Below are 23,579 nucleotides of genomic sequence, written 5' to 3'. Positions count from 1 at the left end.
GATCATAGGCGACGAGTCGCAACGCTACGTGAGTCCGCTCGACCGGACCCTCGCCTCAGGGGCCGGTCAGGACGATCGCCATGCCGAGGTTCACCCGGTCGGACAGGGCACCGCGACGGCCGCGCATCTCGAAGTCCGTGCGGTCGATGGCGCCCTTCAGCTGCAGCACGCAGCCCGCCAGGGCGTGCGTGGGGCAATGGTTCGGCAGCAGGTGGAAAGTCACCGGCTGGGTCACCCCGCGCATGGTCAGCCGCCCCTCCACGTCGCCCCCGTCGCTCAGCAGCTGCAGCGAGAGGGGCGAGGACTCGAAGTGGATCTGCGGGTGCCGGCCGGCGTCGAAGAACTCGGGCGCAAGCACCCAGCGGCGCAGGCGCGCGGAGTCCATGCGGACGCTCTCGGTATCGATGTCGGCACTGACTACGGCGGAGTGATTCGCCGGGTCGATCGTGAGTTGGCCGCGAATCCCTTCGAAGCTGCCGGTGACCGTGCTGACCCAGAGCAGGCGTACGCTGAACTCGGCGTGCGAACGCATCGGATCGATGCGAAGGTCGGCGGCGGATAAAGGCGCCGCCGCGAGGAGCGCGACGATCGCCGACAGCAGGTGGCGCATTAGAGCGGACTCAGTTCGGGGGAGACCAGAAAACCTTCAGTTTGCCGGTTCCGGGCGCCAGCGCACCGTCGAACTGAATGCGGGCGATGCCCGCAGGCGGCATGCCGCGGTAGTCCTCGGAGCGACCCTCGACGAGGAAGGCTACCAGTTGTTCGATACCAGGATTGTGACCGACGAGGACGACGCGTTCCGCGTCCGAATGCCTGTCGAGGATGTCGTAGAGTTCGCCGACGGTGGCGTCGTAGATGCTGTCCTCGTAGGTCGGTTCCACCTGGCCCAGGGCGAGCGCCGCGGTTTCCTTCGTCCGATCGGAAGGCGAGCAGAGGACCAGGTCGTAGGTGATGTGGTGTTCCGACAGCCAGGCGCCGGCGGCGCGGGCTTCCTTCCTGCCGTGCTCGGTCAGTTTTCGCTCCCGGTCGTCCTTGCCGTCCTTGCCGTGCGGGGTCGCCTCGGCGTGGCGTAACAGGATGAGTTCGTGCATGGGTACCGTCCCTCCGCAAGGCCACCTTAGGTGGCGTGATCGATGACGGGTCCCTAGGTGCTGCGCTTGATCCAGCGCAACAGCTTCGCCCAGTCGTCCTGGTGCCCGCGTACGTTTTCCGAGTGGTAATCGAAGATGCCCTTACCGAGTGCCGTGAGCAAGACGTACGCTTGCGAGTCCCGAAGTTCCGCGACGACGGGAAAAGGTGCGCGTTCGCCGAGCTCGGCCAGGGCGGCCTGGCTGGCGTTGGTCCAGGGCTTGAGACGGTTTCCGACCAGGCCCACCGGCAGCTTGCCGCGTTTCACGCGGCTGAAGCCCTTGAGTACCTTCAGGAAATCCAGCGTGGCGTCCAGGTCGAAATGCGAAGGCAGGACCGGCACGACGATCACGTCGGCGCGTTCGAGGTAGGGCTCGAGGTCTTTCTCGTCCACGCCCGCGGGCGTGTCCACGATCACCCGTTCCACGTCGCCGGGAAGTCGGTCGAAGGCGCGGCGGCTGCCTTCGATGGCGGTGATGGACGGGGCGTTCTCAGGGCGCCGCCCGACCCAGCGCAGGCTGGAATGCTGGCGGTCCGCATCGATCACGGCCGTCCGTTTTCCGGCCTGGGCCCAATGGGTTGCGAGCTGGGTCACCAGCGTGGTCTTTCCGCAACCGCCCTTGCTGCTTGCCACGAGCGTCGTAAGCATTCGCGCGCACCTGCCTTGGGATGGCCCTAGCGTACACGCTCAGAAAAGTTTGGTGCGCACTTTAGGCATCACCACGAGCACCAGGGTGGCGATCGGGCCGAAAAAGAGCGAGATGATCCACCAGGCAAGGCCGCTGCGGTTCTTGCCCTGGGCCAGGCCGGCGTTGATGAGCGAGAGCGTGCCCCAGCCGGCGAAGAAGCCGGCGTGCTCGTTGGAGAAAAGGGCGAATGGGTCCACGACGAGCTCCTGTTCTTGCGCAGGATTGATTGGCCAGGCGCTGTAGCGTGCCGGCGCGCGGGCCCCATGGTAGCGGGTTCGATGGCGGACGTCGCCCCGGGCGGCCACGGTTTAAAATGCGCGCGCGGTGCGCGTAGCTTCCGTTCATCGTCGAACCGTATGCTTGTCGTTTTATTTCACGGAGATGGCCCATGCGCGGACGTTGCATCGCAGTCCTGGCCCTCGTAAGCCTGCTGTCCCTGCCCGCCCTGGCCGAAGGTCCCTGGCCGGGCGCCGCCAAGGGCCCTGCCAAGGGGCCGGTGGCGCAGAAGGACCAGACCAAGGCGTTGTTGCAGTTCCAGAAGGACCTCGCCAGCGTCCTCGCGCTGCGTACGGAGGCCGAGCCGCTCCTGGGCGCCGCGCTCCTGGCGCGGCCGCTGGCCAATCTCCCGGAAGTGCTGACCTACCACTCCCTGCTCGAGCGCGCGTCGCGCAACGCCGACGCAGGCCCGCAGGTGACCTGGGCCCGCCTGGCCGATTGCGATGCGAAGGGTGGCACCTGTCCGAACGCGGACGCGCTGGGCCAGCTGCAAAAGCAGGCACCGGACAACGCGGCGGTATGGCTGCTGAAGCTGGGCATGGACGAGCATGCGAACGCGAGCGACGCCGTGCGCGCCGACCTCGGCCGCGCCGCGAACGCGAAGCTCTACGACGACTACATGGGCGCGAGCCTCAAGGCGCTGGCCAATTCGGTCAGCCAGCTGCCGCCCCCGGCGGACACCTTCAACGCGTTGCAGGGCTCCGGCGCCGCCGGCGTGCAGATGGTGATCGTGTTCGGACTCGCCAGCGCGCAGCCGGTCCCCGGCTTCCAGGCCACGGCAAAATATTGCGAAGACAACAAGTCCGACGCCGCCGTGGTCGCCGACTGCCTGAAGCTGGCGAAGGTACTGGAGTGGGGCAGCAGCCCGCTGGGCCGTTCGCTCGGCCTGCACCTGCGCGAGACGCTGTCTCCCAGCGAGGCCGACCAGCAGGACGCGAAGCACGCCCGGCTCAACCTGGTCTGGCAGATGCAGCGCTTCGCCCAGCTCAACGTCCAGGCCCAGGGCGACAAGGCCACCGCCCAGAAACTGCTGTCGCTGGCCCGCAGCGGCGGCACCGAGATGAGCGTGGTCCTGGCCGCGCTGCGCGCCTACGGCATCCCGCCCGAAGCCCCGGCCGGCTGGGAGCCGGCCAAGCTAGAGAAATAAGAGGCGCCTGTAGGAGCGCGCTCGCGCGCGACATCTTTTGAGGCCGAGAGCAACAGGCCCTGCCGCTCTTCGCGAAAACATGTTGCGCGCAAGCGCGCTCCTACAATGGTTTCCGGTCGCCCAATGGTTTCCCGTCGCCCAATGGTTTCCGGTCGCCCAATGGTTTCCAGGCGCCCAATGCTTTTCAGTCGCCCAGTTGCTCGCGCATGAACTCGGGCTGCGCCAGCGCGCCCTTGTGCACGTCGGCGTTGTAGTACTTCGTGGCGAAGTTCTTGCTGATCGCGCCGCGCTCGCGGAAGCCCGAGAGATCCCCGTCCTTGCGCGCCATGGTGCAGCTCCACCAGCCGGTGGGATAGCACGGCTGCGGGAACGGCAGGGTGCGCACGGCCTTGAAGCCGGAGGTGCGCATGGCCGCGCGCATGGCCTTGATCAGCTCGATGTGCGCCAGCGGCGATTCCGACTGCTGCACGAGGATGCCGCCATGGCGCAGGGCCTTGTAGCAGCTGGTGTAGAAGGCGGCGTTGAACAGGCCTTCCGCCGGGCCGACCGGGTCGGTGGAATCGACGATGATGAGGTCGATCGACTCCGGCTCGGCTTCCGCCATGTACTTGATGCCGTCGATGAAGAGCAGTTCGGCGCGCGGGTCGCCGTTGGCGTCGCACAGTTCCGGGAAGTACTGTTCGGCGAGGCGGGTGACGCGCTCGTCGATCTCCACCTGGGTGGCCTTCTCCACTTCCTCGTGCTTCAGCACCTCGCGCAGCGTGCCGCAGTCGCCACCGCCGATGATCACCACGCGCTTGGCGCGGGCGTGGGTGAACAGCGCCGGGTGGGTCATCATCTCGTGGTAGAGGAAGTTGTCGCGCCCCGTGAGCATCACGCAGCCGTCGATCACCATGAGGTTGCCCCAGTCGGTGGTCTGGTAGATCTCGATGGTCTGGAACGGGGTCTTCTCGGCGTGCAACAGGCGCTCGACGCGGAAACCGATGGAGGAACCCGACGCCTGGTGGGCTTCGGTGAACCAGCTGAGCTGCTGCTGCGACATGACGCTTTCCTGGAAACGGGTAGGGGGCGAAACGGTGGATTGTACCGTCCCGGGCCGGAAAGCGGCCAAGTCCTTGGCGGGGCTGGAAAGCGATACCCGGATGTCATGAGGCGCCGCTACAATAGGCGGTCTGCCGCCCGCCCATCAGGGCGCGCAGACCCCGTCTGGTCGGCCCCGCGGCGTGCGAGGCTCCCGGCCGCCAGGCCCGCTTCAGGTCAAGGTTCGCCGCTGCGACTGTTCCGCGCCCCCTTCCGGGGACTCGACACAATCAATGGAGATCGTCACGCCCATGACGAACTGGACCACCGATCGCGCGAAGCTGACCTACGCGATTCCCCACTGGAGCAACGGCTACGTCGACGTGGCCGGCAACGGCCACCTGCTGATGCGCCCCCGCGGCGACGAAGGCCCCGCCCTCGACCTGCCGGCCATCGTGGACCAGGCCACCGCCGAAGGCCTGCGCCTGCCCCTGCTCATCCGTTTTCCCGACATCCTGGCCGACCGCCTCGCCCACCTGCAGCAGGCCTTCGGCAAGGCCATCGAGGACGTGGGCTACGCCGGCTCCTACACCGCCATCTACCCGATCAAGGTGAACCAGCAGCGCGGAGTCGTCAGCGAACTGGTCGCCGCGGGCGAGGAAGGCTTCGGCCTCGAAGCCGGCTCCAAGCCCGAGCTGATGGCGGTGCTGGCCTACGCCCGTCCCGGCAGCATGGTGGTCTGCAACGGCTACAAGGACCGCGAATACGTCCGGCTGGCGCTCATCGGCCTCAAGCTGGGCCTGCGCGTGCACATCGTCATCGAGAAGCTGTCCGAACTCGACCATGTCTTCGCCGAGGCAAAGGCGCTGGACGTGGAGCCCCTGCTCGGCGTCCGCGTGCGCCTGGCCTCGATCGGCGCCGGCAAGTGGCAGAACACCGGCGGCGACAAGGGCAAGTTCGGCCTCAGCCCCGGCCAGGTGCTGGAGCTGATCGAACGCCTCGATGCCGCCGGCCTCAAGCACACGCTGAGACTGCAGCACTTCCACATGGGCTCGCAGATCTCGAACGTGCGCGACATTGCGGCCGGCATGCGCGAGGCCGTGCGTTACTTCGTGGAACTGCACCGGCTCGGCGTGCCCATCGACGTGGTCGACGTGGGCGGCGGCCTGGGCGTGGACTATGAAGGCACGCGTTCGCGCAGCTACAACTCGATCAACTACAGCGTGGGCCAGTACGCCGCGAGCATCGTGCAGCCGCTGGCCGAGGCCGTCGCCGAGCACGGCATGAAGGCGCCAGCGATCTTCACCGAATCCGGCCGCGCGATGACCGCGCACCATGCGGTGATGGTGGTGAACGTGAGCGAGGTGGAGCCGGTGCCGGAGGGCGCGATTCCCGCCGAGCGCGAGGGCGAACCCGCGGTGCTGCGGCACCTGCGCGATACCCACGCCGAGCTCGGCCATCGCCCGGCACTGGAGCTCTTCCACGAAGCGCAGCACCATTTCGCCGAAGGACAGGCGCTGTATGCGCTGGGCCAGCTCGACCTGCGCGACCGCGCACGCCTCGACGACCTGTTCTACGCCATCGCCAATGCGGTGCGACCGCGCCTGCTGCCGGCCGAACGCGCGCACCGCCAGGCCCTGGACGACCTCGACGAGAAGCTGGTCGACAAGTACTTCGTGAATTTCTCGGTGTTCGAATCCGTGCCGGACGTCTGGGCGATCGACCAGATCTTCCCCATCGTGCCGATCTCGCGCCTCGACGAGGAACCCTTGCGCCGCGGCGTGCTGGCCGACCTCACCTGCGACTCGGATGGCCGCATCGATCATTATGTGGACGCCGAAGGCGTGGACGTGAGCCTGCCGCTGCACGAACTCAAGGAAGGCGAATCCTATCGGCTCGGCATCTTCATGGTCGGTGCGTACCAGGAGACCCTTGGCGACATCCACAATCTTTTCGGCGATACCGACGCGGTGAACGTGCGCGCCACAGAGGACGGCTACGAGTTCGCCCACATCCGCCGCGGCGATACCACCGACCTGATGCTCGACTACGTCGGTTACGACCTGAAGGCCCTGCGCCAGTCGTATAGCGACCGTCTCGCTGCCGCCGGCATCGCCGGTGCCGAGGCGGAGACGCTCGCGGCGTCGCTCGACAAGGGTCTTACCGGCTACACCTACCTCGCGGAAACCACGAAATGAGTCTCAAGGCAGCCTTCATCGGACTCGGTGCCATGGGCGCGCCCATGGCCGGACACCTCAAGGCCAAGGGCCTGCTCGCGGCCGTCGGCAATCGCAGCCAGGCGAAGGCCGACGCCATCGCCGCGGAGTTGGGCGTCGAGGCACCCGGCTATGCGGCCATCGCGGCATCCTGCGACGTCATCGCGCTGTGCGTGAGCGCGGACGCCGACGTGATCGGCGTGGTCGAGGCACTCCTGCCGTCGATCAGGAAGGGCACGATCGTCGTCGACCATTCCACCGTCGCGCCGGCCACGGCGAAGAAGGCGGCGCAGCTGCTCGCCGATGTGGGGGCCGACTTCCTGGACGCGCCGGTCTCGGGCGGCGTCGAAGGCGCGAAGAACGGCAAGCTGTCGGTGATGGTGGGCGGCGACGCCGCCGTGGTCGAACGCGCGCGGCCGGTGCTCGAAGCGTACGCCGCCCGCGTCACGCACATGGGGACCGTGGGCAGCGGCCAGGCCACGAAGGCGGTGAACCAGGTGCTGGTCGCCGGCATCGCGCAGGCGGTGACGGAAGGGCTGGCGCTCGGGGAAGCGCTCGGCCTGGAAGCGGAACGCCTGTTGCCCACGCTGGCCGCCGGTGCGGCGGGCAACTGGTTCCTCGACAAGCGCGGCGCGACGATGCTGCGCAACGAGTTCTCGGTGGGCTTCAAGCTGGCCCTGCTGCACAAGGACCTCGGCATCGTTCGCGGCATCGCCAACGATGCCGGAACCGACCGCACGATCATTGAGCGATCGCTGGCCGATTTCGGCGAACTGATGGCACGCGGTTACGGCGACGACGACATCTCGGCCCTGATCCGCCTGAAACGCCGCCAGTAGGAGCGCGCCTGCGCGCGACATCTTTTGAGGCCTTGAGCAACAGGCCCTGCTGCTCCTCGCGAAAAGATGTCGCGCGCAGGCGCGCTCCTACACGCGCATCGGCTCAGCCGCCTTCTTTCAGCGCGATCGCGCTGATCCCCGCCGACTGCAGACGCTGCTTCGTGCTCTCCAGTTCGGTGGCCGACTTGAACGGCCCGAGGCGCACGCGGTTATACGTCTGGGCGCCGACCTTCACCGACTGCACGTTCGCGACGAAGCCCTGCAGGGCCAGCTTGGCCTTCAGCGATTCCGCGTCGGCGGCACTCGGGAACGCGCCCACCTGCAACAGGTAACCCGAACCGCCGGAAGCCGCGGGCGCGGGCTGCGCGGGTACGGCGGTCACGGTCTGCGTGCTGGCCTTCGGCAGGTTGGCCGCCGCGGCGGTGGCCTGCTGGGCCTGTTGCTGCGCGGCGGCCGCCTGCTGCGCTGCCTGCTGCTGGGCCGCCTGCTGTTGCTGCTGCTTCTGCTGCGCTTCGGCGCTCGCCTGGGCGCGGATCTCCGCGTCCGGGATGCGGACTTCCTTCTCCGAGAGCACGGAGTAGAAGTCGTACGACGGCTTCTTCGGCTTCTCGGCCTCGGTCTGGTCCACCACGCCCGGATCGCTGCCCTTCTGCGCGGTGGCCTGCGGGTTCGGTTCGGGGCCGTCGTGCTGGCGCATCATCGGCATCCAGGTGCCGCGCATCGCGAAGGCCATGAGGAGGGCGCCGGCGAGGATGCCGATCAGCGCCCAGCTCCAGCCCGGCATGCCACTCGAGCCGTTGCGGACGGCCTGACGGCCTTTGCCCTTCTTGCGTGTTGCCATTACATGCTCTCCGGGGCGGAAATGCCCAGCAGATCAAGACCGTTCTTCAACACCTGCTGCGTCGCGGCCACGAGGGCCAGGCGCGCATCGCGCAGGTCGGCGTCGTCGACGATCCACTTGTGCTCGTGATAGTAGCTGTGAAGCGCGCCCGCGAGTTCGCGCAGGTATTGCGCGATCAGGTGCGGTTCCAGATTGGCCGCGGCCGATTCCACCATCTCGGGGTAGCGCGACAGTTCCACCATGAGCACGGACTCGTGCTCGGTATCCAGGCGATCGAGTTTCGCGAGGCCGTTGCCGCGGTCGGTGGAGAGGCCGCGATCGGCCAGCTCGCGGAACACGCGGCAGGCGCGCGCATGCGCGTACTGGATGTAATAGACAGGGTTGTCGTTGCTCTGCGAGCGGGCCAGGTCGATGTCGAACACCAGCTGCGAGTCGGCCTTGCGCGCGATGAGGAAGTAGCGCGTGGCATCGCGACCGGCTTCGTCGATGAGGTCGCGCAGGGTGACGTAGGAACCTGCGCGCTTGGAGATCTTCACCTCTTCGCCGCCGCGCATCACCGTCACCATCTGGTGCAGCACGTATTCCGGCCAGTTCGGTGGGATGCCGGCATCGAGCGCCTGCAGCCCGGCCTTCACGCGCGCGAGCGAGCCATGGTGGTCGGAACCCAGCTCGGTGATGGCGCGCTCGTAACCGCGCTGCCACTTGGTGCGGTGGTAGGCCACGTCGGGCAGGAAGTAAGTGTAGGTGCCGTCGGACTTGCGCATGACGCGGTCCTTGTCGTCACCGAAATCGGTGGAGCGCAGCCACAGCGCGCCGCCTTCCTCGTAGGTGTGGCCGTGGGCGACGAGTTCGCGCACGGTCTCTTCCACCTTGCCCTCGGTGTAGAGCGAGGACTCGAGGTAATACACGTCGAAGGCCACGCCGAAGGCCTTGAGGTCCAGGTCCTGCTCGCGGCGCAGGTAGGCCACGGCGAAACGGCGCACATCGTCGAGGTTGTCGGCGTCGCCGCTGGCGACCACGGTTTCGCCATCGGCTTCCACCGATTCCTTCGCCAGGAAGGCGCGGGCGACATCGGCGATGTAATCGCCCCGGTAACCCGACTCAGGCCAGCCGGCCTCGTCGGGCGCGATGCCCTTGGCACGCGCCTGGGTGGACAAGGCCAGGTTGGCGATCTGGACCCCGGCGTCGTTGTAGTAGAACTCCCGGGAAACCTTCCAGCCGGCCGCCTCGAGCAGCCGGCTGAGGCTGTCGCCGATGGCAGCCGCGCGGCCGTGGCCTACGTGAAGGGGCCCGGTCGGGTTGGCCGAGACGAACTCCACGCCCGCCGTGCGGCCGCCGCCGTCGCGGTTGTGGCCATAGCGGTCGCCCTCACCGAGCGCACGCTCGATTTCGGCATGGAAGGCGGCCGGGGCCAGGAAGAAATTGATGAACCCGGGCCCGGCGATCTCCACCTTGCCGACCAGCGGCGAGGCCGGCAGGGCCTCGACCAGGTCCGTGGCGATGTCGCGCGGCTTCCGGCCGGCAGCCTTGGCCATCATCATCGCGGCATTGGTTGCGAAGTCGCCGTGCTCGCGGCTGCGGGTCCGCTCGATCACGAAGACCGGCGCCACGAAATCGGACGGCAGCCTGCCGGACTCGCGCAGGGCGCCAATGGCCTGCAGTACCAGTTGTTTCAGCTCTTGTTTCACGGGATGCGCGACGCGGCGATGGAACCGGCAATCCTATCAGATGGGGCTGGAAGGGCATCCCTCGCCCGCGGTCCACAGGCTGTGGATAACTCTGTGGGCAAGAACGGCCCGCAGGAGGGCTGGCCAGGCGATGTCCGGACTGACATCCCCGCGTAACGAGTCATGGCCAGTGCAATCAAGGGGTTACCAGCGTGACCTGCGCGTCAGCAGGAACTGTGACGCCCAAGTTCCAAATTCGTCCGATGTGCATAAGTCCGCGGGTGCGGCCCGGACGCGGCGGGTCATCGACATTGCGGCAGCGCGTCATCCGGCTGTCATGGCCGCTTGTCATGATTCCTCCCGTGCCCGGTGTCTCCCCGGCCAACGGCACGGCGGGTTGCCTGCCCCCTCCCTCGAAAGGTGACCCATGACGGCGCGAGCGGCACTCGCGCCGTCTTCTTTTTTATCCCTGGCGATGAAGCAGGCCCCGCTCGGCCAGGGAAACCGGCTCGCCGTGCCCGATGACGAAGTGGTCGAGCACGCGGATATCCATCAGCGCCAGGGCGTCGACCAGGGTGCGCGTGATGTCCAGATCGGCGCGGCTGGGCTCGGCCACCCCGGAAGGATGATTGTGGGCCAGGATCACCGCGCTGGCGTGGTGGCGCAGGCAGGCCCGGATCACCTCGCGGGGGTAGACGCTGGCCCCGTCGATCGTTCCCCGGAACAGTTCCTCATAGGCGAGCACGCGGTGGTGGGTGTCCAGGAAGAGGCAGGCGAAGACCTCGTGGCGCAGATGCACCATGCGGGCGCGCAGGTACTGGGCGCTGTCGCGGGGGCCTTCGATGCGCGGGAGGTCGACCAGGCCCTCGCCCAGGGCCCGGCGCGCCAGCTCCATCGCGACGATGAGGCGGGCGCGCTTGACCGGCCCGAAGCCGCTGACGGGCGGAAGGTCGCCGGCTTCGGACAGCAGGCGTCCGAGGCTGCCCGCACGCGAAAGCAGCGCGCGGCCGGTGGTGACCGCGTCGCGCCCGGCGCTGCCGCTGCCGAGGAGTACGGCCAGCAATTCGGCGTCGGACAAAGCGGAGGCGCCATGCGCATAGAGCCGCTCGCGCGGCCGCTCGTGGGTGGCCCAGCTGCGGATGGGCTGGGAAAGGTATGCCGGCGCCGCGCCCGGGGCTTCGTGAACGGCGGAGAGATCGTCGGACCCGGACTTCATCGTCGCTGCCTTTATGTCGATGCGAGCTACAAATTAGGGTTGTCACGGGGCGCCTGACGATAGAACGATTCTGAAAAACGGCCGGGAAGTGTCCCGGTGGAATCCGTTAAGCTAACCAGCCTCCCGAAGAGCGCCGTTCCACCATGAGTCTTCGCCAGCGTCGCATCCTCATAGGCGTTACCGGAGGTATCGCCGCGTACAAGATCTGCGAGCTCGTGCGCCGCCTGCGCGACCTCGAGGCCGAGGTGCGCGTGGTCATGACCGAAGGGGCCACCCACTTCGTCACCCCCACCACCTTCCAGGCGCTGTCCGGGCAGCCGGTGCGGGTAAGCCTCTGGGACGAGCAGGGCGAGGCCGCCATGGGCCATATCGAACTCGCGCGCTGGGCCGAGCGCGTGCTCGTCGCCCCCGCAAGCGCCGACACCATCGCCAGGCTGGCCCACGGTTTCGCGGACGACCTCCTGTCGACCGTCGTGCTCGCCACCGCGGCGCCGGTCTACGTCGCCCCGGCCATGAACCAGCAGATGTGGGCCAACCTCGCCGTGCAGGCGAATGTCGGCACCCTGCGCGTCCGCGGCGTCGGTGTGCTCGGGCCCGCCGACGGCGACCAGGCCTGCGGCGACATCGGCTCGGGCCGGATGCTCGAGCCCCACGAACTGCGCGACATCCTCGTCGCATCCTTCGGGGACCAGGCCCTGCGTGGCCGCCGCGTGGTGGTAAGTGCCGGCCCGACCTACGAAGACATCGACCCCGTACGCTTCATTGGCAATCGGAGTTCCGGCCGCATGGGTTTCGCCGTGGCTGCCGCGGCGCGCGATGCCGGGGCCGACGTGACCCTGGTCGCCGGTCCCGTCACGCTGCCCACGCCGCCGGGCGTGCGCCGCGTGGATGTACGCAGCGCGCGGCAGATGCACGACGCGGTGCTCGACGCGGCGCGTGAGGCCGACATCTACATCGGCGCGGCGGCGGTCGGCGATTACCGCCCCGCCGAGGTATCGGAGCACAAGCTCAAGAAGACCTCGGGTACACCCCTCCGCCTCGAACTCACCGAGAACCCCGACATCATCGCGGCGCTGGCGGCCGGCGCGGATCGTCCGTACCTGGTCGGCTTCGCCGCGGAAACGCGCGAGCTCGCCAGCTACGCGGGCGAGAAGCTGCGCCGGAAGGGCATCGACATGATCGCGGCCAACGAAGTCGGCGGCGGCAAGGGGTTCGAAGTGGCGGACAATGCGTTGCACCTCTACTGGCCGGGTGGCGACGAAACGCTGCCCGAGATGCCGAAGACGGAACTGGCCCGCCAGCTCGTCGCGCGCATCGCCGAACGATTCCTCTCCGGTTCCAGGACCGCTCCTTGATCGACATCGAACTGAAGATCCTCGACCCCCGGCTGGGCGACAGCATTCCGCTGCCCGAGCCGGCCACGGCCGGCAGTGCCGGCATGGACCTCCGCGCCGCGGTCGATGCGCCGGTCACCCTGGCTCCGGGCGAAAGCCTGCTGGTGCCGAGCGGCATGGCGATCCACATCGGCGACCCGGCATGGTGCGCCCTGATCGTTCCGCGCTCCGGCCTCGGCCACAAGCAGGGCCTGGTGATGGGCAACCTGGTAGGCGTGATCGACGCCGATTACCAGGGGCCACTGATGATTTCCTGCTGGAATCGCGGAAACGCGAACGTGACCATCGCGCCGGGCGACCGGATTGCGCAATTATTGCTGGTACCGGTAGGCCGGGCGCGCTTGCGCGTTGTGGACGGGTTCACGCCTTCGCAGCGGGGCGAGGGGGGATTCGGCTCCACCGGTGTAGGCTGATTCTCCGAGGACACAAGGAACAGCATGGCTCGGAATGGGGGAGAGGGAAGGCGCTTGTCCGGGATCGATCTGCGGCGGTTGTTGCCCCTGGCGGGCGCGACCTTGCTGGTCGTCGCGGGAGCGTTCTGCGCGTGGCAGGCCTGGCTGATCGCCGACGAGAGCGGTGCGGCCGAGCGGACGCGCGCGGCGCAGCGGCAGGCAGCGAGGGACCTGGGCGAGCTCGTCGCGGCCCGGCGCGAGGCATTGCATCGCGCGCTGGCCAACGCCGGCGTGGCGGCCACGATCGACGACCGCGAGGCGACTGCCATCCAGCTCCGCGGGTCGCTGCCTGCGGTGCGCACCGTGGAGGTCTATAGCGGTGGCCTCGACGAGGTGGTACGGGCGAACTACCGCGAGTTCGGCTACGCGAAGGCGGCGCAATTGATGGCCGCGCTCGGCAGCGACGGGTCGCCGCCCGCGTCCACCTCGGTGGACCATGGCGAGCGCCGGTTGACGATGATCGAGCCGGTCGCGAACGCTGGCGGCGTCCGCGCGTGGATCTGGCTGGAGTATTCCTTCGACGACATGGCGCATCGTTTCGATGCAGTCTCCCCGGGCGGCGGCCGCATCGAACTGCGCCAGGGCGACGGGCGCGACAGCCTCGCCCTGCTCTCGCACGGTTCGCGTTCCGCCGACCTGGAGCCGGAAGGCTTGCAGGTGCCCGGGACGGCGCTCTATGTCTTCGCGGCGATGCCGCGGGCTTTCATCGTCATTCCTCACTCGGAGGCATTGGCCATCCTGCTGGCCCTGGTGGGTTTCGCGGGTGGCGGCTTCCTCCTGTGGTCGATGCGTCGGGAGCCGCGGATGGCGCTGCCCGAGCCCGAGCCGGAAGAAGACGTGCTGGTCGCGGACGTCGTGCGCAAGCCGCGGCTTCCTTCCGCACCGTCCACCGCGGCGCCGGTAGCGGCGCTGCCGCGCGAGCCCGAAGCCATCGATCCGTCGATCTTCCGCGCTTACGACATCCGTGGCGTCGCGGGTTCGGCGTTGACCGCGAGCGTGGCGCATCGCGTGGGCCAGGCGATCGGCGCGCGCATGCTCGAGCGCGACCTTCGCGAGATCGTGGTCGGCCGCGATGGCCGCCTTTCGGGCCCGGAACTCGCCGGCGCCCTGTCGGACGGCTTGCGCGCCGCCGGCATCGACGTGATCGATCTCGGCATGGTGCCGACGCCGCTGGTCTACTTCGCGGCCTACCATTTCGGCACCGGCTGCGGCGTTTCGGTCACCGGTAGCCACAATCCGCCCGACCACAACGGCTTCAAGATCGTCATCGGCGGCGAGACCCTCGCCGAGGACGCCATCGCCGACCTGCACCGGCGCATCGCCGAGGGACGCCTGCCTGCGGATGGCGGCGGGACGTGGCGCGAACAGTCCGTCATCGATGCCTACGTGGCACGGATCGCGGGCGACGTGGCGGCGGAACGGCGGTTGAAGGTGGTCGTGGACGCGGGCAACGGTGTGGCCGGTGCAGTCGCACCGCGCGTTCTCGAGGAGATCGGTTGCGAGGTGATCCCGTTGTACTGCGACGTGGATGGCCGCTTCCCCAACCATCATCCGGACCCGTCGGATCCGCACAACCTGGCCGACCTCATCGCCGCCGTGCACACCATCGGCGCCGACCTTGGCGTGGCCTTCGACGGCGACGGCGACCGCCTTGGCGTGGTCACGCAAGCCGGCGAGATCATCTACCCGGACCGCTTGCTGATGTTGTTCGCGCAGGATGTGCTGGCGCGCAATCCGGGTGCGACGGTGATTTACGACGTGAAGTGCACCGGCCACCTGCGTCCCGTCATCCAGGAAGCCGCGGGCGTACCGCTGATGTGGCGCACCGGACACTCGCTGATCAAGGCGAAGATGCGCGAGACGGGCGCGGCGCTGGCGGGTGAGATGAGCGGTCATTTCTTCTTCGCCGACAACAACCGCTGGTACGGCTTCGACGACGGCATCTACGCGGCGGCGCGCCTGCTCGAGATCGTGGCGGGCGACCTGGAAGAGCGAACGGCAGCCGAGCTGTTCGACAGCCTGCCGAAGAGCGTCTCCACGCCGGAGCTTCGCTTACCGATGGCGGAAGGCGCGCACTTCAGATTCATGGAAGCGTTCCGTGCCTCGGCCTCCTTCGAGGACGCGCGCGTCACCACCATCGACGGCATCCGCGTGGACTGGAGCGACGGCTGGGGCCTGGTGCGGGCGTCGAACACCACGCCCGCCCTGATCTTCCGTTTCGACGCGGACAACAACCGCGCGCTGGAGCGGATCAAGCAAAGCTTCCGCCAGCGGCTGTTGGCAGTGGACAAGGCGCTGGCGCTGCCGTTCTAGCTACCGCCAATCGCCCACCGGACCGACTCCCGGTAGGAGCGCGCCTGCGCGCGACAGCTTTTCGCCAAGAGCTCAGGCCCTGTTGCTCACGGCCTCAAAAGCGGTCGCGCGCAGGCGCGCTCCTACACGTGCTTGCTCAGCGGCCGGCGTTCGCCGCGTCGGCGGCCTTCAGTTCGCGGTAGTGGCGCAGCTGCGCTTCCGTATTCACCCGGGCGGCTTCCTTCGCGCCCTGCTGGCGCTGCAACGTGGCGCGCAGCGAGGCCACGGTGTTGCGCTGCTCGGTGATGCGGTCGGTAAGGTATTTCGGAACCGTCTGCTTGGCGCGCTCGAGGTCGCCTGCGCGGTTGAGCAGGTCGGCCAGGGCCTTTTCCTGTCCCTGGAGGTTGAGCCGCGTGGTCCGCGCCGCCTGCTCGAAGTTCTCCAGTTCGGCGTTCTTCGCCGCCGTGAAATCGGCTTCGGTCGGATAGGCGTTGAGCATCTGCGCGTCGTCGCGCATCTTCTGCTGTCGCGCCTGTTCCTCGGCCGCCTTCTGGTCGGCGATCTTCTTCGCCGCCGCCCGCTCTTCGGCCGTCAGCTGGCGGTCGACGTGGCGCACCACCATGCCTTGCGAATTAACCACGTCATAGCCGGCCTTCATCGCCTCGGATGTCAGGCTGTCGCTGAAGTACGACTGTCCCGACGCGTCCTTCCAGCGATAGCGGTAGGCGTTGTTGTTGCTCGGGTTCTTCTGGGCGAGCGCCGCCGTGCCGATGCACAGGACCGCCCCCGCCAGGATGTAACGCGCTGCTCGCATGCTTTCCCCCTCCGGTGGGCGGAGTATAGCCAGCGCGCGTGCAGGTGTTGTGCCCGGCCGCCAAGCGGGGCCGGGCTCGTGACGCAGTCGCCGTTTTCCCTCAGGCCTTTACGCCGTACTGCTCGCGGTAGGCGAGGAGGCGGCCATGTTCTGCGGCCAGCTCGGGCCGCTCTCCTGCGTAGGAAAGGACCTCGGCGAGGCTCGCGATGGCGATCACAGGAATGCCGAACTGCGCCGAGACCTCCTGTGCCGCGGACAGCTCGCCCTGGCCGCGCTCCTGGCGGTCGAGCGCGATCAGCACGCCGGCCGGTTCCGCGCCCTGGCTGCGGATGAGTTCCAGCGACTCGCGAACGGCCGTACCGGCGGTCATCACGTCGTCCACGATCAGCACGCGGCCACGCAGCGGCGCGCCGACCAGCGTGCCGCCTTCGCCGTGGTCCTTCGCTTCCTTGCGGTTATACGCCCAGGGCACGTCGCGTCCCTCGGTGTCGGCAAGGGCGATGGCCGTGGCCGCGGCGAGGGCGATGCCCTTGTAGGCCGGACCGAAGAGCATGTCGAACGGCACGCCGGAGCGGATCGCCGCGGCGGCGTAGGAACGGCCCAGGCGAGCCAGCGCCGCACCGGAGTCGATCCGGCCCATGTTGAAGAAGTAGGGGCTGCTGCGGCCGGACTTCAGCGTGAACTCGCCGAAGCGAAGGACGTCGCGGGCGAGGGTGAGTTCGATGAATTCGCGCTGGTAATCGTGCACGGGTTTCTCTCAAGCTGCGAAAGGGACGGTAGGGCCGCCATGGTACAACCCGTTATGATGCCTGGATCGCCCGACGTCTCCCCCCTAGGTCCCATGCGCATCATTTCCCTGAACGCCAACGGTATCCGCTCCGCCGCCAACAAGGGCGTGTTCGAGTGGCTACGCAAACAGGACGCAGACATCGTCTGCCTGCAGGAAACGAAAGCGCAGGAGACACAGCTGACCGATCCGATGTTCCGGCCGGACGGCCACCACTGCTTCTACCACGACGCCCGGAGCAAGAAAGGCTATAGCGGCGTGGCGATCTATTCCAAACGCGAACCGGACGAAGTGCGCGTGTCGCTGGGCCGCGAGGACTTCGACTGCGAGGGGCGCTACATCGAGGCACGCTACGGCAACCTCAGCGTCGTGTCGTTCTATATCCCCTCGGGCTCCTCCGGCGACGAACGCCAGCAGTACAAGTTCCGCATCATGGAATGGCTGACGCCGATCCTGCGCGAGTGGGCGGCCAGCGGGCGCGATTACGTGCTGTGCGGCGACTGGAACATCGTGCACACGAAGAACGACATCAAGAACTGGACGTCAAACCAGAAGAACTCCGGTTGCCTGCCCGAGGAGCGGGCATGGCTGGACCTCCTGTTCAAGGAGATCGGCTGGGTCGACAGCTTCCGCGCCATCAAGCCCGACGCGGTGGAATACACCTGGTGGTCGAACCGCGGCCAGGCCCGTGCGAACAACGTGGGATGGCGCATCGACTACCAGATCGTCACCCCTGGCCTGCGCGAGCGCCTGCGCGATTGCTCGATCTACCGGGACGAGCGGTTCTCCGACCATGCCCCCTATACCGTGGACTACGCCGAGTAAACGATGACCGGAGCTGCACGCTACAAGGGATTGCGCGGCGTGCTCGCCGCTTTCGCCCAGCCGGGCGCGGTGACGATGCTGTTCTTCGGCCTGGCCTCCGGACTGCCGTTCCTGCTGGTCGGGAACACGTTGTCGGCATGGCTGAAGGAATCCGGCGTGAACTACGGCGCGATCGGCCTCGCCAGCTATGTCACCTTCGCCTACAACTTCAAGTTCCTCTGGGCGCCGCTGGTCGACAAGTTCCGTGTGCCGCTGTTCGGCCGCCTCGGCCTGCGCCGCGGCTGGCTGATGCTCTCTCTGGTGGTGCTGGGCGCCGGCCTGCTGGGCATGGCGGCGATGCCGCCGGAGGTATCGCTGCCGCGCTTCATGGCCGTGACCTTCGTGGCCGCCCTGGCCGGTGCCACTATCGACATCGTGGTGGACGCCTACCGCGTGGAGATCGCTCCGCAGGAAGCCCAGGGCGCGCTCGCGGCCACCTATACGCTGGGCTATCGCCTGGGCCTGATCGCCGGTGGCGCCGGCATCCTCATCGTGGCGGACATCTTCGGCTGGCAGGGCGGCTACGTCGCCATCTGCGCCTTGCTGGCCATCCCCATCGTGACCGTGCTGGTGGCCCGCGAGCCGGAACACCGCGTGCGCGAGCGGCTGCCTCTGAGGCAGGCCGTGCGGGAAGGCTTCATCCGCCCGTTCCAGGACTTCCTGTCGCGTTACGGTCTCGGGCTGGCGCTGGGCCTGCTCCTGTTCGTCGCGCTGTTCCGCCTGCCCGACCAGATGCTGGGCGTCATGGCGTATCCGTTCTACCTCGACGCGGGTTTCAGCAAGACCCAGATCGCCGAGGTGTCGAAGGTCTACGGCGTCATCGTCGGCATCGTCGGCGCGCTGCTCGGCGGCTGGGCGGTGACCCGCTTCGAGATGCGCCGCCTGCTGGCCGTCGCGGCCCTCGGCGTGGCCTTGTCCAACATGCTCTACCTGATCATGGCGACGAACCCGGGACAGACCTGGGCCTTCGTCGCCACGCTCTCCGGCGACAACTTTGCCCAGGGCTTCGCCGGGCCAGTGCTGGTCGCCTTCATGTCCGGCCTGGTCAATCGCAGCTTCACCGCCACGCAGTACGCGCTGCTCAGCGCGCTGGCGAACCTGCCCGGCAAACTGCTCGGCGGCTTCTCCGGCTTCCTTGTCAAGGAAACGGGCTATCCTTCGCTGTTCGTGCTCAGCACGGTGTCCATCGTGCCGACCCTCGTCGTGCTGGCCTTGCTGTGGCGCCGCATGCCGCGACCCGTGGACTCGCTCACGGATTCAAAGGCGGAAGAGTCCTAGACCGTACGGACGATCTTCGCAGCCCGCGAAAACTGTGTAAGATCGCCGCCAACAGGGGGCATGCGCGAGGAGGTCACGCACGTGCCAGATATCGTGGTGAGACATATCGACGAGCAGATGGCCGAGCGGATCAAGACGCTCGCGCGCGAACGCCGCTGGTCGATCAATGAGGTGATCCTGCACGCGTTGCGTTACGGTCTCGGCCTGAGCCCGGGCGACGTGTTCAACGAGCTTTTGCTCGAGCCCGGCGACATCGCCCACCTCACCGGCGCATGGGACGCCGAAGAGCAGGCCGCCTTCCAGGAAGCGCTCTCCGCGCTGGCCCAGGCCTCGCCCTCGACACTGGCCGACGCCTCGCTACGCCCCACCAAGACCACCGACTCGTTCTGACACCTGTGTAGGAGCGCGCAACGCGCGCGACAGCTTTTCGCGAAAAGCTGCAGGCCCTGTTGCGCACGGCCCCAAAACATGTCGCGCGCGTTGCGCGCTCCTACACGAGGCGGCTCTTGGGCGCGGCGTATACCGCGCCCAGCAGCCTCGATCCGCGCGCCCCGGTCACGGCCGGCAGATTGCCCGGCTCGCCACGAAGCCTGCGATACGCCAGCCAGGCGAAGGCCATCGCTTCCATCATGTCCGGGTCGATGCCGAACGCCCCGCTGGCATGCAGCGGACGTCCATCGAGACGCGCCGCGATCGCGTTCATCAGCGCCCTGTTATGCACGCCGCCGCCGCATGCGACGACATCGACGGCATCCGCCGCATGCCGTTCGATCGCCTCGGCCACGGATACCGCGCTCAACGCGAGCAGGGTGGCCTGCACGTCTTCCGGCGCGAGTTCCGCCACGCGCGAATGGCCATCCAGCCAGGCGAGGTGGAAGTGCTCGCGCCCCGTGCTCTTGGGCGGCGGCAGCGCGAAGTAGGCGTCGTCGAGGAGTTCGCCGAGGAGCGCCGCGTCGACCTGGCCGGACGCGGCGAACAGTCCGCCGCGGTCGAACGGCTCGGCGCGATGGCGCATGCACCAGGCATCCATGAGGCCGTTGGCCGGTCCGGTATCGAAGCCCGTGACGTCCCCGCCGGCCGTAAGCCGGGTGACGTTGGCGATGCCGCCGAGGTTGAGGACCACGCGCGAACCCCGCTCGGGCCGGAGCACGGTAGCGTGGAACGCCGGTACCAGCGGCGCGCCCTGGCCGCCGGCAGCGACGTCGGCGCGCCGGAAGTCCGCGACGGTGTCGATGCCGGTCTGTTCGGCGATCACGGCCGGATCGCCGATCTGCAAGGTAAAGGGGAGATCGCCTGTTGGCCGGTGGCGGATCGTCTGGCCATGCGAGCCGAGCGCCATCACCTCGCCGGCAGCGACGCCTGCCTGGTCGAGCACCGCTTGCGCGGCCTCCGCGAAGGCAAGGCCGACGGCGACGTCCAACTGTCCGTACGCGTCCAGGTCGAGCCGGAGCTCGTCCTGCGCCACGGCGAGGATCCTGTCCCGAAGGGCTCGGTTCCAGGGATGGGTGAGGCCGGCTACGAGGGCGGGGCGCCCTTCGCTGAAGCGGACCAGCGCAGCGTCGATGCCGTCCGCGCTGGTACCCGAAATAAGGCCGAGGTAGAGGCCGTCCCTGGTGCTCATGACTCAGTCGTTGCCGGTGCCGCCGGTATCGTTCCGTGCAAGCTTCACCGTGCTGTCCACGCGATTGAGGCGGGCGAGCTGCGGGCCGACCACTTCCTTCTTGAACTTCGCCAGCTGCGCCGCCGGCAGGGGCTCCGGCTTCGGCAGCGTGACCGTCTGCGGATCGCGCTGCACGTTGTTGACGCGGAATTCGTAATGCAGGTGCGGACCGGTCGCGAGGCCGGTCATGCCGACGTAGCCGATGGTGCTGCCCTGGCTCACCCGCTGGCCGACACGCAGGTTCGCGAAGCGCGACATGTGTCCGTAAGCCGTGCTGATGGTCGCGTTGTGCTGGATGACCACGAAGTTGCCGTAGCCATTCATCCAGCCGCGGAACTTCACTACGCCGTCTCCCGCCGCGTGGATCGGCGTGCCGGTGGGTGCGGCATAGTCCACGCCCTTGTGCGCGCGCATCTTGCCGAGGATCGGATGCATGCGGCCGGCGCTGAACTGCGAGGAGATGCGGGTGAAGTCCACCGGGATGCGCAGGAACGAACCAGTGAGCGGACGGCCTTCCTCGCTGAAGTAGCTGACCTTGCCGTCGCTGTTCTTGAAGCGGTATGCGGTATAGCGCTTGCCCTGGTTCACGAATTCGGCGGCGACGATGTCGCCTTCGCGCAGGAACGCGCCGTCGCTGTAGACGTCGTCGTAGACGACGGTGAAGTTGTCGCCGACGCGCAGGTCCTGCACGAAGTCGATGTCGAACTTGAAGACCTCGGCGAGCTTCAACACCATCGCGTTGCTCATGCCCGCCTTCGAGGCCGCGCCGAACAGCGAGCTGTCGATCTCGCCGTGCGCGATGTGCTCGCGGCGCTGCACGTCGCGCTTCTGCACCGTGAGCTGCGGCGTGGCGCCGTCAAGGCGCAGCGTGGCGATGCTGGCTTCATCCTGGTCGAAACGCACGCCCTTCAGCACGTGGTTGTCGCCGACGAGGAACTGGAATTCCTGGCCGGGGTTGATGCGGTGGAACGCCTTCGTGCCACCGGCGCTGTCGATGACGTGCTGCAGATCGGTCATCGAAAAACCCTGGGCGAGGAAGATGTCGGCCAGAGTCTGGCCAGGCTGCACCTGGACCGTCTGCCAGTCCTCGACGGGCATGGGCGGCTTCATGCTGGCAGGATCGATCTTCGGCACGGCGAGCGGAACCACGGCGTGCACCGTCGGGGTGGCGGTGACGAGGGTCTGCTTCTTCATCGCACCTGCCCAGGCAGGAATGACGAGCGCGGAAAGAATGACGAGGAGGAAGGCGGTGCCGGCGAGGATCCAGCGCTCGCGGCTCCAGCTCAGGGGTTCGGAAGACGCGTTACGGCTGAAGGACCAGTGGGCGCGGGTATCGTAGAAGTGCGAATGACGACGCTGCGCCTTGCGCCGGATGGCTTGCTTGCGGGCGCTGTGCGCGCCTCTGTTCACATCATTCATTGTCTTGCTTGTACCCGCTCACCCCGTGTTGTCGCGTACCATAGCGGCCCTGTGCAAAGCCCGTCAACGCCTTTCCCATCAAGGCTTTGCATCGCATCTTGCGGTTAACGCACAATTAACCGGCACGGCCTCTTCACATACCTTTGTGAAGGTCGGATACCTACCCACAGAGAGAACGCATGAACGAACTGGAGCACGCCCTGGCCGCCATCGCCCGCGGGGCCGACGAGATCATCAAGAAGGAAGACCTCGAGGCGCGCCTCAAGCTCGGCCGGCCGTTGCGCATCAAGGCGGGCTTCGATCCGACCGCTCCGGACCTGCACCTGGGCCATACGGTATTGCTCAACAAGATGCGCCAGTTCCAGGACCTGGGGCACCAGGTCATCTTCCTGATCGGCGACTTCACCGGGATGATCGGCGACCCGACTGGGAAGAACGTGACGCGGAAGCCGCTCACCCGCGAGGACGTGCTGGCCAACGCGGAAACCTACGCCGAGCAGGTCTACAAGGTGCTCGACCGCGAGAAGACCGAACTGCGCTTCAACTCCGAGTGGTTCGGGAAGATGGGCGCGGCCGACATGATCCGCCTCGCCGCGCAGCACACCGTGGCGCGCATGCTCGAGCGCGACGACTTCGCCAAGCGCTACAAGGCGGAGCAGCCCATCGCCATTCACGAGTTCCTCTATCCGCTCGTGCAGGGCTACGACTCCGTGGCCCTCCAGGCCGACGTGGAGCTGGGCGGCACCGACCAGAAGTTCAACCTGCTGATGGGCCGCGCCCTGCAGGAGCACCACGGCCAGGCGCCGCAGATCGTGCTGACCATGCCGCTGCTGGAGGGCCTGGACGGCGTCAACAAGATGTCCAAGTCGCTGGGCAATTACATCGGCATCAACGAGCCGGCCATCGACATCGTCACCAAGACGATGAAGATCGGCGACGAGCTCATGTGGCGCTGGTTCGAGCTGCTGAGCTTCGAAGTATCCCTGGACGAGCTGGCCCGCATGAAGGCAGACATCGCTTCCGGGGCCCTCAATCCCCGCGATGCCAAGCTGCGCCTTGCCCGCGAGCTGGCGACCCGCTTCCACGATGCGGCCGCCGCGGAGCAGGCCATCGCCGGCTGGCATGCGGTGGTGCGCGGGGAGGGCGACACCTCCCTCCTGCCGCTGACCGACATCGCTGCGCCGGCGGAAGGGTTCCGCCTGGCGGCGCTGCTGACCGCGGCCGGCGTCACGCCCAGCAATTCCGAGGCGAACCGCAAGCTCAAGGAGCGCGCGGTGCGGATCGACGGCGAGGTGGTGGAGGACGCGGCGCGGATCTTCACGGCCGGTTTCGAGGGCGTACTTCAGGTGGGTAAGCGAAACTTCGCCCGCATCCGTCTGATTTAACGCGGGTTTCAAAAAAAGTTCACAAAAGCTCTTGCGGCGTTCTTAGGAATCCGTATTATTCGCCCTCCCGCAGCGGCCCACGTCGAACGACGAACGCTACGGCAGCTGTATCGCCACCGTCAGCCACCTCGAAAAGAAGCATGACGAGGGTGTTGACGGACCGGAAAAACGATATAGAATGGGCGGCTCACCTCG

The 23,579-nt window shown here is 67.6% G+C and carries 22 protein-coding genes; 10 read left to right on the top strand and 12 right to left on the bottom strand.

Annotation, left to right across the window (positions count from 1 at the left end):
- Window positions 1–55: 55 nt before the first annotated feature.
- From ACR9ZH_RS14415 to ACR9ZH_RS14400, 4 genes are read right to left on the bottom strand one after another with little or no spacing between them, the layout of a single operon-like run.
- Window positions 56–610 (bottom strand): YceI family protein, encoded by a 555-nt coding sequence (locus ACR9ZH_RS14415; protein ID WP_481291450.1) that lies wholly within the window; start codon window positions 608–610, stop codon window positions 56–58.
- A gap of 10 nt (window positions 611–620) precedes the next feature.
- On the bottom strand, window positions 621–1,091 hold the full coding sequence (locus ACR9ZH_RS14410; protein ID WP_481291449.1) for a SixA phosphatase family protein: 471 nt from the start codon (window positions 1,089–1,091) through the stop codon (window positions 621–623).
- 53 nt (window positions 1,092–1,144) lie between these two features.
- The gene (locus ACR9ZH_RS14405) at window positions 1,145–1,777 is read right to left on the bottom strand and encodes a nucleotide-binding protein (protein ID WP_481291448.1); all 633 of its coding nucleotides are present in this window, start codon (window positions 1,775–1,777) and stop codon (window positions 1,145–1,147) included.
- 39 nt (window positions 1,778–1,816) lie between these two features.
- Window positions 1,817–2,014 (bottom strand): antitermination protein NusB, encoded by a 198-nt coding sequence (locus ACR9ZH_RS14400; RefSeq protein ID WP_481291447.1) that lies wholly within the window; start codon window positions 2,012–2,014, stop codon window positions 1,817–1,819.
- Window positions 2,015–2,205: 191 nt separating this feature from the next.
- On the opposite strand from ACR9ZH_RS14400, the gene ACR9ZH_RS14395 reads away from it, so the two are divergent.
- Window positions 2,206–3,240 (top strand): hypothetical protein, encoded by a 1,035-nt coding sequence (locus tag ACR9ZH_RS14395; RefSeq protein WP_481291446.1) that lies wholly within the window; start codon window positions 2,206–2,208, stop codon window positions 3,238–3,240.
- A 184-nt stretch (window positions 3,241–3,424) separates the two neighbouring features.
- Here the strand turns inward: ACR9ZH_RS14395 and speE are convergent, their stop codons facing one another.
- A complete protein-coding gene (gene speE / locus ACR9ZH_RS14390; RefSeq protein ID WP_481291445.1) occupies window positions 3,425–4,282 on the bottom strand; it encodes a polyamine aminopropyltransferase in 858 nt (285 codons plus the stop codon).
- 289 nt (window positions 4,283–4,571) lie between these two features.
- Here speE and speA point away from each other — a divergent pair, with 289 nt between their 5' ends.
- Window positions 4,572–6,458, top strand: coding sequence for an arginine decarboxylase (gene speA / locus ACR9ZH_RS14385; protein WP_481291444.1), 1,887 nt, complete (start codon window positions 4,572–4,574; stop codon window positions 6,456–6,458).
- Complete coding sequence (locus ACR9ZH_RS14380) at window positions 6,455–7,315, top strand: NAD(P)-dependent oxidoreductase (RefSeq protein WP_481291443.1); 861 nt, start codon at window positions 6,455–6,457, stop codon at window positions 7,313–7,315. The genes speA and ACR9ZH_RS14380 overlap by 4 nt, the downstream gene beginning before the upstream one ends.
- 103 nt (window positions 7,316–7,418) lie before the next feature.
- Here ACR9ZH_RS14380 and ACR9ZH_RS14375 read toward each other — a convergent pair whose 3' ends face one another.
- From ACR9ZH_RS14375 to radC, 3 genes are all read right to left on the bottom strand, one after another.
- Window positions 7,419–8,156, bottom strand: a complete 738-nt coding sequence (locus tag ACR9ZH_RS14375; RefSeq protein WP_481291442.1) for an SPOR domain-containing protein — start codon at window positions 8,154–8,156, stop codon at window positions 7,419–7,421.
- Complete coding sequence (gene argS, locus ACR9ZH_RS14370; RefSeq protein ID WP_481291441.1) at window positions 8,156–9,844, bottom strand: arginine--tRNA ligase; 1,689 nt, start codon at window positions 9,842–9,844, stop codon at window positions 8,156–8,158. The genes ACR9ZH_RS14375 and argS overlap by 1 nt, the downstream gene beginning before the upstream one ends.
- A gap of 442 nt (window positions 9,845–10,286) precedes the next feature.
- Window positions 10,287–11,039, bottom strand: coding sequence for a RadC family protein (radC, locus tag ACR9ZH_RS14365; protein WP_481291440.1), 753 nt, complete (start codon window positions 11,037–11,039; stop codon window positions 10,287–10,289).
- A 143-nt stretch (window positions 11,040–11,182) separates the two neighbouring features.
- Between radC and coaBC the strand changes: the two genes are divergently transcribed.
- Genes coaBC through ACR9ZH_RS14350 form a run of 3 tightly spaced genes read left to right on the top strand, consistent with a single transcriptional unit; the run spans window position 11,183 to window position 15,198 of the window.
- Window positions 11,183–12,394, top strand: a complete 1,212-nt coding sequence (coaBC, locus tag ACR9ZH_RS14360; protein ID WP_481291439.1) for a bifunctional phosphopantothenoylcysteine decarboxylase/phosphopantothenate--cysteine ligase CoaBC — start codon at window positions 11,183–11,185, stop codon at window positions 12,392–12,394.
- Window positions 12,391–12,846: a dUTP diphosphatase gene (dut, locus tag ACR9ZH_RS14355; protein ID WP_481291438.1), complete on the top strand. Its 456-nt coding sequence runs from the start codon at window positions 12,391–12,393 to the stop codon at window positions 12,844–12,846. Before coaBC ends, dut begins: the two co-directional genes overlap by 4 nt.
- Window positions 12,847–12,870: 24 nt before the next feature.
- Window positions 12,871–15,198, top strand: a complete 2,328-nt coding sequence (locus ACR9ZH_RS14350) for a phosphomannomutase/phosphoglucomutase (protein WP_481291437.1) — start codon at window positions 12,871–12,873, stop codon at window positions 15,196–15,198.
- A 136-nt stretch (window positions 15,199–15,334) separates the two neighbouring features.
- On the opposite strand, the gene ACR9ZH_RS14345 is transcribed toward ACR9ZH_RS14350, so the two are convergent.
- Together ACR9ZH_RS14345 and pyrE are read right to left on the bottom strand one after the other, a co-directional pair.
- On the bottom strand, window positions 15,335–15,991 hold the full coding sequence (locus ACR9ZH_RS14345; protein WP_481291436.1) for a DUF4124 domain-containing protein: 657 nt from the start codon (window positions 15,989–15,991) through the stop codon (window positions 15,335–15,337).
- A 100-nt stretch (window positions 15,992–16,091) separates the two neighbouring features.
- Window positions 16,092–16,739: an orotate phosphoribosyltransferase gene (gene pyrE / locus ACR9ZH_RS14340; RefSeq protein ID WP_481291435.1), complete on the bottom strand. Its 648-nt coding sequence runs from the start codon at window positions 16,737–16,739 to the stop codon at window positions 16,092–16,094.
- A gap of 93 nt (window positions 16,740–16,832) precedes the next feature.
- Between pyrE and ACR9ZH_RS14335 the strand changes: the two genes are divergently transcribed.
- The 3 genes from ACR9ZH_RS14335 (at window position 16,833) to ACR9ZH_RS14325 (ending at window position 19,310) form a co-directional block, all read left to right on the top strand.
- The gene (locus ACR9ZH_RS14335) at window positions 16,833–17,603 is read left to right on the top strand and encodes an exodeoxyribonuclease III (protein WP_481291434.1); all 771 of its coding nucleotides are present in this window, start codon (window positions 16,833–16,835) and stop codon (window positions 17,601–17,603) included.
- A 3-nt stretch (window positions 17,604–17,606) separates the two neighbouring features.
- Window positions 17,607–18,920 (top strand): AmpG family muropeptide MFS transporter, encoded by a 1,314-nt coding sequence (locus ACR9ZH_RS14330; protein ID WP_481291433.1) that lies wholly within the window; start codon window positions 17,607–17,609, stop codon window positions 18,918–18,920.
- A gap of 81 nt (window positions 18,921–19,001) precedes the next feature.
- The gene (locus tag ACR9ZH_RS14325) at window positions 19,002–19,310 is read left to right on the top strand and encodes a hypothetical protein (RefSeq protein WP_481291432.1); all 309 of its coding nucleotides are present in this window, start codon (window positions 19,002–19,004) and stop codon (window positions 19,308–19,310) included.
- Window positions 19,311–19,410: 100 nt separating this feature from the next.
- Here ACR9ZH_RS14325 and ACR9ZH_RS14320 read toward each other — a convergent pair whose 3' ends face one another.
- Entirely contained in the window at window positions 19,411–20,541 is a 1,131-nt protein-coding gene (locus tag ACR9ZH_RS14320; protein ID WP_481291431.1) for an anhydro-N-acetylmuramic acid kinase, read from the bottom strand.
- 3 nt (window positions 20,542–20,544) lie between these two features.
- The gene (locus tag ACR9ZH_RS14315) at window positions 20,545–21,999 is read right to left on the bottom strand and encodes an OapA family protein (RefSeq protein ID WP_481291430.1); all 1,455 of its coding nucleotides are present in this window, start codon (window positions 21,997–21,999) and stop codon (window positions 20,545–20,547) included.
- A gap of 179 nt (window positions 22,000–22,178) precedes the next feature.
- On the opposite strand from ACR9ZH_RS14315, the gene tyrS reads away from it, so the two are divergent.
- Entirely contained in the window at window positions 22,179–23,384 is a 1,206-nt protein-coding gene (tyrS, locus tag ACR9ZH_RS14310) for a tyrosine--tRNA ligase (protein ID WP_481291429.1), read from the top strand.
- The last annotated feature ends 195 nt before the right edge of the window (window positions 23,385–23,579 follow it).

Source organism: Luteibacter sp. SVR4-7G (genome assembly GCF_056755555.1).
This window is presented reverse-complemented; position numbering and strand designations above follow the sequence as displayed.